We start from the raw sequence: 16,754 nt of genomic DNA on the forward strand, positions 1-16,754 counted from the left end.
ATACTCCATCTCATCTCCAAGGACGCACCCGAGCCCTCATGACGACCGATCTTCTGCTTGCCTTCACCGCCTATGCGTTCGTGACCTCGATCACCCCCGGTCCCAACAACACGATGCTGCTGGCGTCCGGGCTGAACTACGGCTTTGTGCGCAGCGTGCCGCATATCCTGGGCATCAGCCTCGGCTTCGCCGCCATGGTGCTGGGCGTGGGAGCCGGACTGGGGCGCCTGTTTCTCGTCTATCCCTCGGCGTTCACCGCATTGCGTGTGATCGGCGCGATCTACCTGCTGTGGCTGGCCTGGAAGATCGCCACCGCCGAGCCGATGCAGGAAGCGGCGGCGCCAAGCCAACCCTTCGGATTCTGGAAGGCCGCCGCCTTCCAGTGGGTCAACCCCAAGGCGTGGATCATGGCCATCGGTGCGATCGCCGCCTACGTGCCGGCCGACGGCGGCCTGCTGGCGGTGGCGGTCATCGCACTGCTGTTCGCGGCGGTGAATGCACCGAGCGTTGCCGTCTGGGCCGCCTTCGGCACTACGCTGCGCCGCTGGCTGACCGACGCGCGCCACCTGCGTACCTTCAATGTGGCGATGGCGGTCCTGCTGGTGCTCTCGTTGTATCCACTGCTCTCGGGGCACGGGCAGGCTTAAGGTCCTCCGAGGCGACGGTTGCCTGCAGCGGCCAGCCGCCAGCCAGTGCCTGGTGCAGCGCCACCGCCGCGCGCAGGCTGCGCATGCGGCTGTCGGCCCAGGCATCCTGCGCGGCGAGCTGGCTGCGCTGGGTGTCCAGCACTTCGAACAGGCCGATATCGCCCGCCTGCATGCGCGTGCGTGCCAGTTGCAGGGCGGCGTCGCTCTCGTGCGCGGCCTGTGCCAGATGGCCGTCCTCGGCACGGGTCCGGCTGTATTGCACGAGGGCGTTCTCGGTGTCTTCCAGCGCGCGCAGCACGGCCTGCTGGTAGGCGGCCAGCGCAGCCCCGGCATCGGCCTCGCTCGCGGCGATGCGCGCCCGCACCCGGCCCACATCGAGGAAGGACCAATCGATGCCCAGCAAGGCGCTGTGGGTCTCGCTCACTCCGTGCCACAGCCCGCTGCCGTGCGGCGCGAAGGTACCCACCAGACCGCCCAGGCTGAGGCGCGGGAGGAGATCCGCCGTGGCCACGCCGACGCGCGCCGTGGCTGCGTGCAGGCGCGCCTCGGCCGCGCGCACGTCGGGCCGGCGGAGCAGCAGCGCAGCGGGCGTGCCGGGGTCCACATCCGGGGGCAGAGACAGCGGCGGGGCAGGCTCATCCAGGAGCGCGATCAGCGCCTGCGGGGTGCGGCCGGTGAGCACCGCAAGCCGGTGCTGGCGTACGGCGATCTGCGCTTCCAGGGCCGGCAGGCGCGCAGCGGTTTCTTCCATCTGCGCACGGGCGCGCGCGGCGTCGAAGTCGGTGCCGCGTCCCGCGGCAAGCCGTGCCACGACCAGATCCAGCGTGGCTTGCTGGGTCCGCAGGTTTTCGCGCGCCACGCGCAAGCGCTCCTGCAGGCCGCGCAACTCGACGTAGGTGGCGGCTACTTCGCCTGCGATGGCGATCCGCAGCGCGTCGAGATCGGCCGCACTGGCCGCGGCGTCGGCGCCATGCGCCTCCACATTGCGGCGCACGCGGCCCACCAAGTCCAATTCCCAGCTGGCCTGGATGGCGCCGCCTACGCGCTCAACGGTGCGCGGCTGGCCCGCGGCCTCGCTGGCGGTCCGGCGGGTGCGGCTGGCCTGCGCGTTGGCAGTCACCGTGGGCAGGCGGTCGAAGCCGGACTCGCGCAACAGCGCATTCGCGCCGTCGTAGCGCGCCAGGGCACTTGCCAGATCGAGGTTGCCCGCCAGCGCCTGTTCGAGCAATGCAGTGAGTCGCGCATCACCCAGGCTGCGCCAGAACGCGAGGTCCGATTCGGCAGGCGTTGCGGCCGTCGCCGCCATCTCATCCTTTGAATCGCCTGCCTGGGAGGCATTCGCCCCGGCGCCCGCCCGCGCGAACCGCGCCGGCAGGTCGGCCGGCGCAGGCGGCGTGCGATGGTCCGGGCCGACCGCGCAGGCGGCCAGCAGCAGCGCGGGCACAGCGGCACCGAGGGGACGCAACAGGGATGGCTTACGCATGGTCCACCTCCACGTTGCCATGCCGGGCGAGCCGCGTACCCGCCAGCTTGCGCAGCGCGACGTAGAACACCGGGGTGAGGAACAGGCCGAACAGGGTCACGCCCAGCATGCCGGAGAACACCGTCACACCCGTGGCCACGCGCACTTCGCTGCCCGCGCCGTTGCCCAGCAGCAGCGGCACCGAGCCGGCGATGAAGGCCACCGAGGTCATGATGATGGGGCGCAGCCGCAGGTGGCAGGCCTCCAGCGCCGCGGCCACGGTGTCCATGCCGCCCATCTCCAGTTCGCGCGCGAACTCGACGATCAGGATGGCGTTCTTGCACGCCAGCCCCATCAGGACCACCAGGCCGACCTGGACGAACACGTTGTTGTCGCCGCCGCTGAGCCACATGCCCAGCAGCGCGGCGCACAGGCACACCGGCACGATCAGCACCACCGCCAGCGGCAGGCTCCAGCTTTCGTACAGCGCGGCCAGCACCAGGAACGCCAGCACCACCGCCAGCGGAAACACCACCAGCGCCGCCTGGCTCTGCGTGACCTGCTGGTAGCTCAGGTCGGTCCACGCCAGGGTGATGCCGCGCGGCAGCGTCTTGTCGGCGATCTGCTGCAGCTTCTCGATCACCTGTGCCGAGGACAACACCCGCGGATCGGAATCGCCGATCAGGTCCGCGGCCGGGAAGCCGTTGTAGCGCACCACCGGGTCGGGGCCGTAGGTCGGCGTGACACTGGCCAGCGCGGCGACCGGCACCATCGCGCCCTTCGCGTTGCGCACCTGCAGGCTGCCGATGTCGGCGGGCTGCTGCCGGTGCGCGCTGTCGGCCTGCACCATCACGCGGTAGATGCGGCCGAACAGGCTGAAGTCGTTCGCGTAGACCGAACCCAGGTTGGTTTGCAGCGCCTCGAACACATCGGTGAGCGACACGCCCTGCGCCTTGGCTTTGGCCCGGTCGATATCGACCGCCAGCTGGGGGATGTTGGACTGGTAGGAACTGACGGGGTAGCGCATGCCCGGCGTCCTGGCGACCTCGGCCTGGAAAGCCGACAACGCGTCCTGCAACGCACCATAGCCCAGGCCGGCGTGGTCCTGCAGATAGAGCGAATAGCCCGACCCATTGCCCAACCCCTGGATCGGCGGCGGCATGAGCGCATAGGCAAAACCGGCCTGCACGTCGCCGAAGCGCTGGGCCAGCTCGGCAGTGATCTGCTGTGCGCTGCGCGTTCGCTCGCCGAAGGGCTTGAGGGTGATGTAGGAATTGGTGACGTTGGGGGTGTTCACCTGCTGCAAGGCGTTCAGCCCCGCGAAGGCGGTCACGCTGTCGACGCCTTCGACCTGCAGCGCCAGATCGTTGAGCTGCCGGGTCACCGCCTCGGTGCGCGCGAGCGAGGCACCCTCGGGCAGCTTGGCGCCCGCAAAGAGGTAGAGCTTGTCCTGCGTGGGAATGAAGCCGCCGGGCACCGTCTTGAACAGCAGCGCGGTGGCGCCCAGCAGCAGGGCATAGACCACGAAGACCCACCCGCGCCGCGCCAGCGTGCGCGAGACCGTATTCTGGTAGCCACCGGCCGTCCGCGAGAAGAAGCGGTTGAAGGCGCCGAATGCCCCGCCGAGCATACGCTCCATGCCACGTGTCAACGCATCCTTGGGCGCTCCGCGGGCGCGCAGCAGCTTGGCCGCGAGCGCCGGCGAAAGCGTCAGCGAGTTGACCGCCGAGATCACCGTGGAAATGGCGATGGTGACCGCGAACTGCTTGTAGAACTGCCCCGTGATGCCGCTCATGAAGGCCATCGGCACGAACACCGCGCACAGCACCAGCGCGATGGCGATGATCGGGCCGGAGACTTCGCGCATCGCGCGGTGGGCCGCCTCGCGCGGCGGCAGGCCATGCTCGATGTAGCGCTCGACGTTCTCCACCACCACGATGGCGTCGTCCACCACGATGCCGATGGCCAGCACCAGCCCGAACAGGGTGAGCGTGTTGATCGAATAGCCCAGCAGGTACAGGCCCGCGAAAGTGCCGATGATCGACACCGGCACCGCCACCAGCGGAATCACCGAAGCGCGCCAGGTCTGCAGGAACAGCACCACCACCAGCACCACGAGCACCACGGCCTCGATCAACGTGTGCTGAACGGCCTTGATCGATTCGCGCACGAAGACGGTCGGATCCCACACGGCGCGATAGGCCACGCCCTCGGGCAGCGCCTTGGCCACTTCGTCGAGCTTGGCATATACCGAATCGGCCACCGCCAGCGCGTTGGCGCCGGGTGACAGGTAGATGCCCACCGTGGCCTGCTGCTTGCCGTTGTACAGGGCCCGCAGCGAATAGTCGCCCGCACCGAGTTCGATGCGCGCGACGTCGGCCAGCCGGACCAGTTGCCCGGCGTCGCCGCTCTTGAGCACGATGTCGCCAAACTCGGCCTGGCTGCGCAGGCGGCCGCGCACGTTGATGGACAACAGAAAGCTGTTGTCCTTCGGCGCCGGTTCGGCACCGAGCTGGCCGGCGGAGACCTGCACGTTCTGCTCGCGCACCGCGCGCACCACGTCGCCCGCCGTCAGGCCGCGCGCGGCCAGCCGGTTGGGGTCGAGCCAGATGCGCATCGCATAGTCGCCCGCGCCGTACACGCCCACGTCGCCGATGCCCGTCAGCCGCGACAGGGCATCCTTGACGTTCAGGTTGACGTAGTTGCGCAGGTAAAGCGAGTCGTAGCGGCCATCGGGCGAATAGAAGCTGACGTACATCAACGGCGTCGGAGACTGCTTCTGCGTGGTGATGCCGAACTGCCGCACCGCCTCGGGCAGGCGTGCCTGCGCTTGACTCACTCGGTTCTGCACGCGCACCGCGGCGGCATCGGCGTCCACCTCGGGCTTGAAGGTCACCGTCAGCGCGAGGCTGCCGTCGGAGCCGGCGACCGACTTCATGTACATGATGCCTTCGACGCCGTTGATCGCCTCTTCCAGCGGCGTGGCGACCGACTCGGCGATTTCCTTCGGGTTGGCACCGGGGTAGTTGGTGCGTACCACCACGCTGGGCGGCACGACCTCGGGATATTCGCCCGAGGGCAGGATCGGGATGGCGATCAGGCCCAGCGCGAAGATGAGCACCGAGAGCACGATGGCGAAGATCGGCCGGTCTATGAAGAATTTGGAGAAGTCCATGCGGTGGTCCTCCTACTTGCCGGCCGGTGCCGCAGGCAGGGCGGAGGCTCCGGGCCCGGACGGCGAGGACTCCATCGCCACCTTCACCGGCTGCACGGCCATGCCGGGGTAGAAGATCTTCTGCAGGCCATCCACCACGACCTCGTCGCCCGCTGCCAGGCCTGCGCGGACCACCCGCAGCCGGCCGACCGAGCTGCCGAGTTGCACATCCTTGCGTACGGCCTTGTGATCGGCGCCCACGGTGTAGACGTACCGCCGGTCCTGGTCGGTCAGCACAGCGCGTTCGTCGATCAGCACGGCATCGGGCAAGGCGCCGCCATCGAATTGCACGCGCGCGTACAGCCCGGGCGTGAAACGCCGCTCGGGGTTGGGTAGCACGGCGCGCGCGCGGATGGTGCCGGTCGCGGAGTCCACGCGGTTGTCGATGAAATCCAGCCGACCCTGGTGCGGAAAGCCTGACTCGTTGGCCAGGCCCAGGCGAACGGTCTGGCCGGTGCCGGTGCGCGCCTGTTCAAGGTAGCGCAGATAGCTTTGCTCGTCGGGCTCGAAGGAGACTCGCACAGGATCCTGCGAGACCAGCGTGGTCAGCAGATCCCGGTCGGTCTGGACCAGGTTGCCCGGCGTGAACAGCGCGCGGCTCGCGCGGCCGGCGATCGGCGCGCGCACCTTGGTGAAATCCAGGTTCAGCCGCGCGGTGGTCACGGCCGCAGCCGCCGCGCGCTCCTCCGCGAGGCTTTGCTCCTGTCCCGCCATGCGGTTGTCGAAGTCTTCGCGCGAGATGGCATGGCTGTCGATCAGCGTCTGCGCACGCCGCGCCTGGGCTTGCGCCAGGCGCGCGGCCACGCGGGCGCGCTCGAGCTGCGCCTGCGCGCCGGCGAGCGCCGCGCGGAAGGGGCGCGGGTCGATCACGAAAAGCAGGTCGCCGCGCCGAACCTCCTGCCCGTCGGCGAAGGCGACACGCTCGACCGTGCCGCTGACGCGTGGGCGTACGTCCACACTCTGGACCGCTTCGATGCGGCCATTGAAGGCGTCCCACTGCTGCACCGGCCGCACCAGTACGGGCGCCACGCTGACTTGCGGCGGCGGAGCGGCCGGGGTTGCCGCCGTGCCGTGCGGATCGCAGCCCGCAAGAACGAGGCATGCCGCCATCGGCAAGCCCATCGCAACACCCAGGCCCCCTCGACGTCGGGTAGATCTGACCATCTTCATTTCTCCGAAAAGTGCGCCGCGCGGTGCGGTCCGGCGCAGACCGCTTCCAACGTCCGCCAGGCGAGTGGTCACAAAATATAAAAGTTGAAGTAAGCTTTAAGTCAAGGAGTATTGGCATGAAGACATCGGCGCCCGACCCCCTGGTCACCATCGGCTGGATTGCGCAGCGCAGTGGCATCGCGACGTCGGCGCTGCGCTTCTACGAGTCACGCGGGCTGATCGAATCGGTTCGCGTCGACAGCGGCCACCGGCGCTATCCGCGCTCGGTCCTGCGGCGCGTGGCCTTCATCGTGTTCGCGCAGAAGATCGGCCTGAGCCTGGACGAAGTGGCGGCCGAGTTGGCCGGCCTGCCCAAGGACCGCGTGCCTGTGGGTGAGGACTGGAAGCGCCTTTCGCGGCAATGGAAGCAGCGGGTGGCGCAGCAGATCGCCAAGTTGCGGGCGCTCGACATCGGCCTGGACGAATGCATCGGCTGTGGCTGCCTGTCGATGAGGAAGTGTCAGCTGGCCAACCCCGGCGATCGCTCCGGCCTGAATGGCCCGGGCCCGCGCCGCTGGCTCGGCGATGCGCCGCCGAAGCCGGGGGGGCGGTAACTCCCGGACACCCTGCAGGCGCCGGAGTCCCGCGGTTCGATCCGCTCATGCTTGGACGTCTCGCCCAGCAGGCAGCACAACAGGCAATCCGATCAACAGGATTCGCCTCTCCGCTGCCGCAGCTTGACGCCGGGCATGGAGAAAACGCCAAGCAGCGTCAGGGACAGGGGCCCCCTGCCACGACGGGACGGTAAGAACGCATGAAGGCCGGCGGTACGGTGTCATGGTTCTGACTCATTCATTCGCAGGGCGCGGGAGAAGGTCCGCGTCAGCAACTGCACCATCGGCTTGCGCCGGCGCGCGGTCCCGCACGCCACGGCGTCGTCGGCCAGGCCGTGCATGGCATAGAACATCATCACCGCCATCGCCCGTGCATCGGCCACCTGCCACGCGCCGGCCCGCGCGCCGGCTTGCACCAACTGCGCCAGTTGATCGAGCACCGGGTTGCCCATCATGAATTCCCGCTCGTCCGGGCGCACGTCGTGGAACAGCATGTCGTGCAGCATCACCTGCCCCAGCAGACCATCGAGCGCGGCCTCGAACCATGCGCGCAGGCGGCCGTCCCAGTCGTCGGCCGCCGGGCGCGCCAGGGCCTTGTCCAGGCGCTCGCAGAATCCCTGCATGAAGCGCTGCTGCAATGCGCCAAGCATCGCGTCGCGCGAGGCGAAGTAGAGGTAGAAGGTGCCCTTGGCCACCTGCGCGGCGGCGACGATGTCGTCCACGCTGGTGGCGGCCACTCCCTTGGAGAGGAACAGCTGCTCGGCCGCATCCATCAGCGCCGCGCGCCGGATGTGCGGCGCGCGGGTGCGGCGGCGCGGCGGCGCCTCGTCCGGCCGCGCGGCCTGGGCCAAAGGAGAAGCCACGGTCTTGGCGGCGGGCTGGGACCGGCGGTCTCGGGTCATGGTGTGGGGATCAAGGTGTGGGAGTCAGCAAGGCATCGGCCGCGGCGCGCAGCGCCGGGCCATCGAAAGACAGATTGTGCGGACGGTAGACGCGCTCGTGCAGCCAGTCGATCGCGGCGGGCAGCTCGGCGAAGGTGGATGCCGGCACGCCAAACAGCTTCTCGGCGTTCATCTTGCGCAGGCGCTCGTACTCGCTGGCCGGCACCACGGTGGCCATGCCCAGCACCTGCCGGCGGATGGCCTCGCCTTGCTGCTGCAGCCACTGCTTGGCCAGCGGCCCCGATCCGGCCGGGTGCTCCAGCGATGGCGCGTCGGCGAACACGCGCAGCGTGGCGAAGGGCTCGCCGCGCGCAAGCCAGCCGGCCCAGTCGTCGATGAAGCGCTGCATCTCGGGCAGGGAGGAGGGCCCCTGCGCCACGGTGAGGACCAGCGGCCAGTGCGAGAGATCGTGACGGATCATGCGGATGCTCCTTGAAGAGAACAAGTGGAAACGGCGCCCGCCAGCGCCAGGGTCTGGGTCGGTTGCCAGAGGGCGGGATCGCGGTGGGTGACGAAGATGACGGTGGCCGGCAGCGTGCGCACCACGGCGGCGATCTCGCGCTCGGTGGCCTCGTCGAGCGCGGCGGTGGCTTCGTCCAGCACCAGGATCGGCGCGGCCTTGAGCAAGGCTCGCGCGATCGCCACGCGCTGGCGCTCGCCGCCCGACAGCGCCGCGCCCTGGTGGCCCGCCGGCTGGTGGATGCCCTGCGGCGAGCGGTCGAGCACCGCGCCCAGCGCCGCCTGCCGCGCCGCCCGCTCAACTTCCCCGTCGCTGGCCTGCGGCCGGCCCAGGCGGATGTTCTCGGCCAGCGTGCCGGTGAACACCACCGCGTCCTGCGGCACGTAGGCGATGCGGTCGGCGAGGTCGGCATAGCGCATGCGGTCTAGCGGCACGCCGCCCAGCAGGATGCGGCCTTGTTGCAGATCGTCGAAGCGCATCAGCAGGCCCAGCAGCGTGCTCTTGCCGCTGCCGCTGGGGCCGGTGACGGCGATGCGCGCGCCCTCGGGGATGTCGGCGGCGATGCCCGCGAGCACCGGCGGCTGCGACAGGCCCTGCACGCTGAGGTGATGGCCTTGTGGCTGGGCGGCGTCGCCCTCGGCCGGTTCGGGCAGTGCCGGCGCCTCCGTGGCCTGACGGTATTCGGCGATGGCGGCGCGCAGGTCGTTGATGCCGAGTGCAGCCGCCGCCAGCCCTTCCAGCGGCGCGGCGGCACGCGCCATCAGCACGAGCAGCGCCAGCAGCAGGGCCGGATCACGGGGCGCGCCGAGCGTGAGCACCAGCGCCAGGCCGGCCAGCGGCAGCACGCTGCCCAGCGTCGCCACCAGGCCGGCGCCGGCGGCGGCGTTCGTCGTTCGGGCGGTGCTGCCTTCCTGGTGGCGCCAGCGCTGTTCGAGGCGGTCGAGCGCGCGCGCCGGCCCGGCGGCGGTGCGCAGCAGTTCGAGGTGATCGACCAGTTCCAGCGTGGCCTGTGCCGAGGCCTGCTCGGCCGCGTGGCGCCGGGCGTCGGCACGGCCCAGGGCGCGCTGGGCCAGCACCTGCGCCAGCAACGCCAGCGCCAGCAGCAGCGTCGCGATCAGCGCCACGCGCGTCCCGGCCAACAGGCCGATGCCCACGACCAGAAACAGCGGCAGCAGCGGCGCATGCAGGAAGGTCTGCAACTGGTGTGCCGGCACGCTCATGAAGCCGGGGATGCTGCGTCCCGCCAGCAGCGCTACCTGGGCGCGGTGCGCATCGGTGAACCAGGACAGCCGCGCACGCGCCAACGCATCGCCCAGCGCCTCGTACAGGCCACCGGCCAGCCGGGCGCCGGCGAAGAAGCCCGAACGCGTCACCAGCACGGTCGCCAGCAGCGCCAGCGCGGCCATGCCCAGCACCGGACCGGGCGATCCGTGCCAGGCGATGGCCGAGGCCAGCACTGCATAGGCGGCGGCTTCCAGCGCCGCAACGGCGATCCAGCCCAGGCCCACGGCCATGAGCTGGCGGCGCGGGGACGTCGGTTGACTGGGGGGACGGGTCATGGCGTTTCTCCTTCGGCACGGGCGGCCCGCAACAGCAGTTGCTCGTCGGCCGCGGCGGCCAGTGCGGGATCGTGGGTCACCACCACCAGGGTCTTGCCGTGCTCCTGCGCAAGCTGACGCAGCGCCGCCATCAGGCGCGTGGCGGTTGCCGCGTCGAGCGCGCTGCTGGGCTCGTCCAGCAGGATCACCGGCGCGGGGGTCAGGAAGGCCTGCGCCAGGCCCACGCGCTGGCGTTCGCCGCCGGACAGGCGCGTGGCGTCGGCCTCCAGCGGCACCTCGATCTGCGCCTGCCGCAGGGCCCACAGCAGGCGCGCATCGTCCGCCTCGGGGCAGCCCAGGGCCAGGTTCTCACGCACCGTCGCCTGCAGCACATCGCCGCCCTGCGGAATGAGCAGGACTGCCGCATGGCGCGCGCCTTCGTCGAGCTGGCCGATGGCGATGGCCCCGAGCCGGACCGTGCCGCCGTGCACCGGCTCCAGCCCGGCCAGAGTGCGCAGCAGCGTGCTTTTGCCCACGCCGCTGGGACCGGTGATGGCGGTGATCGCGCTAGCGCGAAAGCGGTGGGTGAAGCCCTCGATCGGCGGACGCGGGCCGAGCGCCAGCGTCACGCCGTCGGCATCGAGCAGGGGCTGCCCAATGGCCGGCGCCGTGCCGCAAGGCAACACCGGTTCGCGCAACACGGCCGCGATGCGTGCCAGCGCGGCGCGGCCCACCGCCACGTAGTCCAGCCCATGGCCGAGCCGCCGTGCCGGGTTCACGATGGCCAAGCTAAACAGCAGCGCCGCGGCCAGGGTGGCGGCGTCGTGGCGCCAGGCCACCGCATAGGCGATGGCGAAGGTGGCCACCGCCTGCATCAGCGCCGTCGCCAACGAGGCGGGCAGCGCCACCCGGGCGACCCAGGCGACCATGCCGCCGGTGAAGCGGCGTGCGGCTTCGCGGTACGCGGCCAAGGCACCCGACTGCGCACCGTAGATGCGGTTGACGCGGATGCCGCGCGCATAGTCGTCCACCGCCGCGGTGATGTCGTGCATCACCCGCATGCGCTCGGCGCCGTTGTACGCGGCCGCGCGCGGCATCAGCAGCAGGTAATAGAGCGCCGCCAGCACGCCGGGCAGCAGGGCCAGCAGCGCCATCGGCCCGGCCAGCGCCACGAGCAGCGCGACCGAGGCCAGCGGCACCACCGCGAAACTGGCCACCTCGGCCGGCAGGTGGGCCACCATGTGGTGCAGCGCTGCGATGTCGTCCGCGACCAGCCGGCGCAGGGCGTCGCCGCCATGCCGCGCCAGCGTGCTGGCAGGCAGCCGCACCAGATGGCCCGCCACCTGCCGCCGCAGCCGCGCGGCGAAGGCGGCCTCGGCCGCGTGCGAGAGCCAGGAACCGCCCGCGGCCAGCAGCGCACTGGCCACCCAGGCGCCGATCGCGGCCAGCACCCAACCGCTCGACGGCGCGCCGATCCAGCGCACCAGGCACCACAGCGCGCCCAGCATCGCCAGGCCGGACAGCACCGCCGCGAGCGTGCCGGCCGCCAGCCCCGGCAACACCGGGCGCAGTGCCGGCCTCACCGCGCCTGTGGCGGCGGCCGGATGGCCTCGTTCCATGCATCACCTCCTGCTCGACATGTTCCACAGTCGCACCCTTCAGATGCGGATGATAATGACTAACAGTCAGTATAGGCCTAAAAATGCAGGCTCGGACGGTCGAGGCGCCGGAACAGTTGGCCCATGTCCTCGCCGCTGATCAGGCGGGCCGCCTTGCCGCCGGGCCGGTAGCCCCACATTCCGGCCAGGTTGATGGATCAAGTTTCGGAAAGCACCGGCATGTCTTGGACTCGCCTAGGTTGTTGATAAACCTGGTAGCGCGTGTCCAGGCGTAGTCGAGCGGAGGACGGTGCGGGAGTCGTGATGAAATGAAAAAAGCCCCGGCCGGTGGGCTCGGGGCTTTTTTTGGGGGGCAGGGCGGCCGCAGGCGGCTGCCTTGTGCGGCGCGGTGCGGCGCGGATCAGAGCGAGTCGATGAAGCTGCGAAGCTTGTCGCTGCGGCTCGGATGCTTGAGCTTGCGCAGGGCCTTGGCCTCGATCTGGCGGATGCGCTCGCGGGTCACGTCGAACTGCTTGCCCACTTCCTCCAGCGTGTGGTCGGTGGACATCTCGATGCCGAAGCGCATGCGCAGCACCTTGGCTTCGCGCGGCGTGAGGCCGTCCAGGATGTCCTTGACCACGTCGCGCAGGCCGGCCTGCATGGCAGCGTCGATCGGGGCGGTGTTGGCACCGTCCTCGATGAAGTCGCCCAGGTGGCTGTCGTCGTCGTCGCCGATCGGCGTCTCCATGGAGATCGGCTCCTTGGCGATCTTCATGATCTTGCGGATCTTGTCCTCGGGGATCTCCATCTTCGCGGCCAGGATGGACGCATCGGGCTCGAAGCCGAACTCCTGCAGGTGCTGGCGGCTGATGCGGTTCATCTTGTTGATGGTCTCGATCATGTGCACCGGGATGCGGATGGTGCGCGCCTGGTCGGCGATCGAGCGCGTGATGGCCTGGCGGATCCACCACGTGGCGTAGGTCGAGAACTTGTAGCCGCGGCGGTATTCGAACTTGTCCACCGCCTTCATCAGGCCGATGTTGCCTTCCTGGATCAGGTCGAGGAACTGCAGGCCGCGGTTGGTGTACTTCTTGGCGATGGAGATCACGAGGCGCAGGTTGGCCTCGATCATTTCCTTCTTCGCGTCGCGCGAGGCCGACTCGCCCTCGTTCATGCGCTTGTTGATGTCCTTGAGCTCGGACAGCGGCACCACCACGCGGGACTGCAGGTCCATCAGGCGCTGCTGCAGTTCCTGCACCGGCGGGATGTTGCGCGCGAGCACGGCGCTCCAGGGCTTGCCGGCGGTGGCCTGCTTCTCGACCCACTGCAGGTTCAGCAGGTTGGGCGGGAAGTCCTTGATGAAGGTTTCCTGCGGCATGCCGCACTTGTCCACGATGATGCGGCGCAGCTCGCGCTCCTTCTTGCGCACGTCGTCCACCTGGGCACGGACCATGTCGCACAGCTTCTCGATGGTCTTGGCCGTGAAGCGGATGGTCATCAGCTCGGCCGAGATGGCGTGCTGGGCCTTCATGTAGGCCGGCGTGCCATAGCCTTCCTTGTCGTAGATCTTGTGCATCTTCTCGAAGAGCCCGCGCAGGTTGTCGAACCGGCGCAGCGCTTCGTTCTTGAGCTCTTCCAGCTTCTTGGTCAGGGCCTTGGAGCCGCCCTTGCCGTCGTCGTCGTCCTCTTCGTCGAACTCGTCGAAGTCTTCCTCGGCCACGTAGTCGTCGGCCTCGTTGGGGTTGGAGAAGCCGTCCACGATGGTGGAGATGACGACCTTGCCCTCGCGGATCTCCTCGCCCATGGCCAGGATCTCGGCGATGGTGGCGGGCGATGCGCTGATGGCTTCCATCATGGCCTGCAGGCCGCCTTCGATGCGCTTGGCGATCTCGATCTCGCCCTCGCGGGTGAGCAGTTCCACCGTGCCCATCTCGCGCATGTACATGCGGACCGGGTCGGTGGTGCGGCCGAATTCGCTGTCCACGGTGGAGAGGGCCGCCTCGGCTTCTTCCTCGGCTTCCTCGACGGTGGTGGCCGTGGGCGTGACGTTGTTCTGGAACAGCGTCTCGGCATCGGGCGTCTGCTCGTACACGGCCACGCCCATGTCGTTGAGCATGGTGACCACGACTTCCATGGTCTCGGCATCGACCAGCTTGTCGGGCAGGTGGTCGGAGATCTCGACCTGGGTCAGGTAGCCGCGGGTCTTGCCCAGCGTGATCAGGGCCTTCAGGCGCGAGCGGCGCTTGGCCAGGTCTTCCTCGGACAGGACGGTGTCGTCCAGGCCGAATTCCTTCATCAAGGCGCGTTCCTTCGCCTTGCTGATCTTCATGCGCAGGGGCTTGACCTTCTCGGCGGTGGGCGCCGCCTCGGCCGGCTCGGCCTCGACCTCGCCCTCGAGTTCGGATTCGATGTCCGACAGGTCGGCGTCGTCGCCCGCGGAATCGTCCTCGGCGGCCTTGGGCTTGCGGCCGCGCTTGGCGGGGGCCTTGCCGGCAGCAGCGGCGGTGGCGGCCTTGGCCGGGCGGCCGGGGCGCTTCTTGGGCGTTTCGTCGTCATCGGCCGCCGCAGGGGCCGCGGCCTTCGCGCGGCTCGCCTTCTTGGCGGTGGTTTCTTCGGAGGCTTCGGGCTTGTCGGCGGACTTGTTCACGGGCACGGATGGAGCTTTCTTTGCGGCAGGAGCGGCCTGGGTCGCGGTTTTCGAGGTGGAGGCGGCCTTCGCGGCGGTATCGGGGGCGGACTTGGGCGACTTCGCGGACTTTTGAGCGGGCATGTACGACCTCAGATTCAAAAACGGACACACAAAGAAAACGCAAGCGCGTCGGTTACCGGCGCGGGTGGCGGGGCGAAGGCGGTGCCTCCGCGGTTCGAGGGGCGGGCCCCCGTGGGCAAGATGTGTGGGCGATCATTTGGTGTGCAGTCCTTGCGGTGTGGGGGGCGGTGTGCGTGTGTGTCACGGTTGCCCGGCCCGGAGGTGCTGCTGTCGCTCTTGCCGATGAACCCTATATTATAGCCCGCCCGCCTTTTTCAAGTTCGCGGGTGCGATGCCCAGCAGGGACTGCCGCCGCTGCTGCAGCGCGCGGTACTTCTCCAGCGCGGACGGATCGGTCGCCGCCTGCAGGATGAGTTCCTTCTCCTGGCGCTTGATGTCCTCCATCAGCATGCGGTCGAGCAGGTCGCGCAGTTCGGTCCGCAGCTCGGCCGCGTCGCCCTCGGTCTGGGCGTGCGAGCCGGTCATCACCCGCACCGCCAGCGGCTCCGCGTCGTGACCGCGCAGGCTCTCGCGCAGCACGGCCCAGGTCTGCGGCCCATGCTCGTGCCACTGCGCCTCCAGCCAGGTGAAGAGCGGGCCGTGGGGCGCGGGCAGGGCGCAGAGCGTGGCGTGGTCCTCGTGCGAGAGGTCTTCCAGGAATTCCATGTGCGACAGCAGCAGCCGGGCCGCGTGGTCGTCGCGCCCCGCTGCGGGCGTGGACGGCAGGGGCGGCTGCGGCGGGCGCTGATCCTCGCCGCGGCCACGCCACTTGCCCTTGCCCTTCCAGTCGCCGCCGTCCTTGCGCCAGGGCTTGGGGCTGCCCGTGCCCGGGCCCATGTTGCCCTGGCCGTGTCCGTAGCCATCGTCCTGCGCGTGTGCCCAGCCACCGCCGTCCGGCGGCCCGCCCCAGGGAGGCGCGTCATCGGCGGCCGGCGCTCCCTGCGCTGCTGCGGCGCCTTGCTGCCGGGCGCCGCCACCGTGCCGCCCGGCGTCCTGTGCGGCGGCCTGGTTCCAGAGGTCCGAAAGATCGGCGGACGTGAGCTGGGCCAGTTCAGCCAATTCGCCTAGCAGCTGGCGCTTGAGCGCGCCGTCGGGCAGGGCGGTCCACAGCGGCCGGGCGTTCGCCGCCATGCGGGCGCGGCCTTCGGCCAGGCCCAGGTCGCAGCCCTCGCCGGCGGCCTCCACCAGGAAGCGGCTCAGCGGCATGGCGCCCTGCACGTGCCGCGCGAACGCGTCGGTGCCGTGCGCGCGCACGAAGCTGTCGGGGTCGTGCTCGGCGGGCAGGAACAGGAACTTCACGCTGCGTGTGTCCGTGGCGTAGGGCAGGGCGCCGTCGAGTGCCTTGCGCGCCGCGCGCCGGCCCGCCGCGTCGCCGTCGAAGCTGAAGACCACCGTGTCGGTGAAGCGGAAAAGCTTGTGGACATGGTCCGGCGTGCACGCCGTGCCCAGCGTGGCGACCGCGTTCGGGAAACCCAGTTGCGCGAGCGCGACCACGTCCATGTAGCCCTCGGTGACGAGCGCGTAGCCGTGTTCGCGGATGGCCGTGCGCGCCTCGAACAGGCCGTAGAGCTCGCGCCCCTTGTGGAAGACGGGGGTCTCGGGCGAATTGAGGTACTTGGGCTTGTCGTCGCCCAGCACCCGGCCCCCGAAGCCGATGCATTCGCCCTTCACGTTGCGGATCGGGAACATCACCCGGTCGCGGAAACGGTCGTAGCGCTTGCCGTCTTCCTCGTTCACGATGACCAGGCCGCTCTCGTGCAGCAGCGGGTTGTCGTACTCGGGGAACACGCTGGCGAGCGACCGCCAGCCCTCGGGCGCGTAACCCAGGCCGTAGCGCTTGGCGATCGCCCCCGACACGCCGCGCCCCTTGAAGTACGCGATGGCGCGCTGCGACTCGCGCAGGTGGCGGCGGTAGGCCTCGCCCGCCTTCTCCAGCACGTCGGTGAGCGTGGCCTGCTTCTGGCGCTGCGCGGCCGCGCGCTCGCGCTCCTGCGGGGAGACATCGTCCTGCGGCACCTGCAGCCCCACCTGCTGTGCCAGGTCCTGAACGGCCTCCACGAAGCCCATGCCGGCATGCTCCATCAGGAAGCTGATCGCGTTGCCGTTCTTGCCGCAGCCGAAGCAGTGGTAGAACTGCTTGGACGGGCTGACGCTGAACGAGGGCGACTTCTCGCCGTGGAAGGGGCACAGCCCCATGAAGTTGGCCCCGCCCTTCTTGAGCTGCACGTAGCGGCCGACCACATCGACCACATCGACGCGCGAAAGCAATTCCTGGATGAAGGACTGGGGGATGGACACGCGGGGATTTTCGCCGGAATGCCGCCGGCCGCTCCCTGTATCTCGTGGTGCTATTTAATCGATAGCATGACAGGGCTCCGGGGC

Annotated in this window: 11 protein-coding genes; 2 read left to right on the forward strand and 9 right to left on the reverse strand. The window is 69.7% G+C overall.

Going from position 1 to position 16,754, the window contains the following annotated elements; genetic code table 11:
* Window positions 1-38: 38 nt before the first annotated feature.
* Window positions 39-647 (forward strand): LysE family translocator, encoded by a 609-nt coding sequence (locus tag ACGHC0_RS07500; RefSeq protein ID WP_368354641.1) that lies wholly within the window; start codon window positions 39-41, stop codon window positions 645-647.
* On the opposite strand, the gene ACGHC0_RS07505 is transcribed toward ACGHC0_RS07500, so the two are convergent.
* Genes ACGHC0_RS07505 through ACGHC0_RS07515 form a run of 3 tightly spaced genes read right to left on the reverse strand, consistent with a single transcriptional unit; the run spans window position 577 to window position 6,487 of the window.
* On the reverse strand, window positions 577-2,130 hold the full coding sequence (locus ACGHC0_RS07505; protein WP_415267831.1) for an efflux transporter outer membrane subunit: 1,554 nt from the start codon (window positions 2,128-2,130) through the stop codon (window positions 577-579). The genes ACGHC0_RS07500 and ACGHC0_RS07505 overlap by 71 nt on opposite strands.
* A complete protein-coding gene (locus tag ACGHC0_RS07510) occupies window positions 2,123-5,284 on the reverse strand; it encodes an efflux RND transporter permease subunit (RefSeq protein WP_415267832.1) in 3,162 nt (1,053 codons plus the stop codon). Before ACGHC0_RS07510 ends, ACGHC0_RS07505 begins: the two co-directional genes overlap by 8 nt.
* Window positions 5,285-5,296: 12 nt before the next feature.
* Window positions 5,297-6,487 carry an efflux RND transporter periplasmic adaptor subunit gene (locus ACGHC0_RS07515; RefSeq protein WP_415268390.1) on the reverse strand — a complete coding sequence of 397 codons (1,191 nt, stop codon included), beginning with the start codon at window positions 6,485-6,487 and terminating at the stop codon, window positions 5,297-5,299.
* A gap of 116 nt (window positions 6,488-6,603) precedes the next feature.
* Between ACGHC0_RS07515 and soxR the strand changes: the two genes are divergently transcribed.
* The gene (soxR, locus tag ACGHC0_RS07520) at window positions 6,604-7,086 is read left to right on the forward strand and encodes a redox-sensitive transcriptional activator SoxR (protein WP_405045357.1); all 483 of its coding nucleotides are present in this window, start codon (window positions 6,604-6,606) and stop codon (window positions 7,084-7,086) included.
* Between the two features lie 221 nt (window positions 7,087-7,307).
* Here the strand turns inward: soxR and ACGHC0_RS07525 are convergent, their stop codons facing one another.
* From ACGHC0_RS07525 to dnaG, 6 genes are all read right to left on the reverse strand, one after another.
* Window positions 7,308-7,988 carry a TetR/AcrR family transcriptional regulator gene (locus ACGHC0_RS07525; RefSeq protein ID WP_368354646.1) on the reverse strand — a complete coding sequence of 227 codons (681 nt, stop codon included), beginning with the start codon at window positions 7,986-7,988 and terminating at the stop codon, window positions 7,308-7,310.
* Between the two features lie 10 nt (window positions 7,989-7,998).
* Window positions 7,999-8,448 carry a hypothetical protein gene (locus ACGHC0_RS07530; RefSeq protein WP_368354647.1) on the reverse strand — a complete coding sequence of 150 codons (450 nt, stop codon included), beginning with the start codon at window positions 8,446-8,448 and terminating at the stop codon, window positions 7,999-8,001.
* Window positions 8,445-10,046, reverse strand: a complete 1,602-nt coding sequence (locus ACGHC0_RS07535; protein ID WP_415267833.1) for an ATP-binding cassette domain-containing protein — start codon at window positions 10,044-10,046, stop codon at window positions 8,445-8,447. The genes ACGHC0_RS07530 and ACGHC0_RS07535 overlap by 4 nt, the downstream gene beginning before the upstream one ends.
* Window positions 10,043-11,644 (reverse strand): ATP-binding cassette domain-containing protein, encoded by a 1,602-nt coding sequence (locus ACGHC0_RS07540; protein WP_368354649.1) that lies wholly within the window; start codon window positions 11,642-11,644, stop codon window positions 10,043-10,045. The genes ACGHC0_RS07535 and ACGHC0_RS07540 overlap by 4 nt, the downstream gene beginning before the upstream one ends.
* A gap of 400 nt (window positions 11,645-12,044) precedes the next feature.
* Window positions 12,045-14,393, reverse strand: a complete 2,349-nt coding sequence (gene rpoD, locus ACGHC0_RS07545) for an RNA polymerase sigma factor RpoD (protein WP_415267834.1) — start codon at window positions 14,391-14,393, stop codon at window positions 12,045-12,047.
* Between the two features lie 234 nt (window positions 14,394-14,627).
* A complete protein-coding gene (gene dnaG, locus ACGHC0_RS07550) occupies window positions 14,628-16,670 on the reverse strand; it encodes a DNA primase (protein ID WP_415267835.1) in 2,043 nt (680 codons plus the stop codon).
* Window positions 16,671-16,754 lie beyond the last annotated feature (84 nt).

Origin of the sequence: Acidovorax sacchari (assembly GCF_042847045.1) — a bacterium.
Taxonomy (GTDB): Bacteria; Pseudomonadota; Gammaproteobacteria; order Burkholderiales; family Burkholderiaceae_C; genus Paracidovorax; species Paracidovorax sacchari.